Source organism: Curtobacterium sp. ISL-83 (assembly GCF_018613895.1).
Taxonomy (GTDB): domain Bacteria; phylum Actinomycetota; class Actinomycetes; order Actinomycetales; family Microbacteriaceae; genus Curtobacterium.
The window spans coordinates 5,357-6,576 of the sequence record NZ_JAGGPH010000008.1; the positions used below are offsets into that span (position 1 = coordinate 5,357).

2 protein-coding genes are annotated in these 1,220 nt (G+C 68.9%); one reads left to right on the plus strand and one right to left on the minus strand.

Annotated features, from left to right (window positions below):
- Positions 1–260 (minus strand): biotin carboxylase N-terminal domain-containing protein (locus J7E22_RS17540; protein WP_308159182.1); only part of this gene is annotated, 260 nt, incomplete at its 3' end.
- Positions 261–320: 60 nt separating this feature from the next.
- On the opposite strand from J7E22_RS17540, the gene J7E22_RS08105 reads away from it, so the two are divergent.
- The gene (locus J7E22_RS08105) at positions 321–1,133 is read left to right on the plus strand and encodes a ParA family protein (protein ID WP_214980729.1); all 813 of its coding nucleotides are present in this window, start codon (positions 321–323) and stop codon (positions 1,131–1,133) included.
- Positions 1,134–1,220 lie beyond the last annotated feature (87 nt).

Sequence of the window (1,220 nt, forward strand, 5' to 3'; positions counted from 1 at the left end):
GACAGGAACCCGTAGCCCGGGTAGATCGCGTCGGCACCCGACTCGCGGGCGACGCGGATGATCTCGGAGACGTCCAAGTAGGCGCGGACCGGGTGCCCGCGCTCCCCGATCAGGTAGGCCTCGTCCGCCTTCAACCGGTGCAGGGAGTTGCGGTCCTCGTACGGGTAGACGGCCACCGTGCGTGCGCCCAGTTCGTACGCGGCGCGGAATGCACGGATGGCGATCTCGCCACGGTTTGCGACCAGGATCTTGCTGAACACGAGGTCCCTTTCAGCGCGGGTTGAGGTGACACAACCCTAGTCGCGGTAACGTTGCTCACCGTGCATGTACTCAGCGTGAGCTCGCTCAAAGGCGGTGTCGGCAAGACGACGGTGACGCTCGGCCTGACCTCGGCCGCCTTCGCCAGGGGACTGCGCACGCTGGTGGTGGATCTCGACCCGCAGTCCGACGTCTCGACCGGCCTCGACATCAACCTCGCCGGGCACCTCAACGTCGCCGACGTGCTGGAGAACCCGAAGGAGAAGATCGTCCGTCAGGCGATCGCGCCGTCCGGGTGGACCAAGGGGTCCCAGGGCAAGATCGACGTCATGGTCGGGTCGCCCTCGGCGATCAACTTCGACGGGCCGCACCCGTCGATCCGTGACATCTGGAAGCTCGAAGAGGCCCTCGCCAACGTCGAGCAGGACTACGACCTCGTCCTCATCGACTGTGCGCCGTCGCTCAACGCCCTGACCCGGACCGCCTGGGCCGCGTCGGACCGCGTGACCGTCGTCACCGAGCCCGGGCTGTTCTCCGTCGCCGCCGCCGACCGTGCGCTCCGGGCCATCGAGGAGATCCGCCGCGGCCTCTCCCCGCGCCTGCAGCCACTCGGCATCATCGTGAACCGTGCCCGTGTGCAGTCACTCGAGCACCAGTTCCGCATCAAGGAACTCCGGGACATGTTCGGGCCGCTCGTGCTCTCGCCGCAGCTGCCGGAGCGCACGTCGCTGCAGCAGGCGCAGGGTGCGGCGAAGCCCCTGCACGTGTGGCCGGGCGAGTCCGCGCAGGAGATGGCGAAGAACTTCGACCAGTTGCTCGAGCGTGTGATGCGGACGGGCAAGATCGGTCCGTACGCGGAGGGCGGCGCGGCCTAGGCACTTCGGCGGGGCGGCCGTTGGGGGTCGCCCGTTGGGTCGCGTGCGCCGAGCGGGCAGGACTCGCCGCTCGGGTTCGCCGAACGG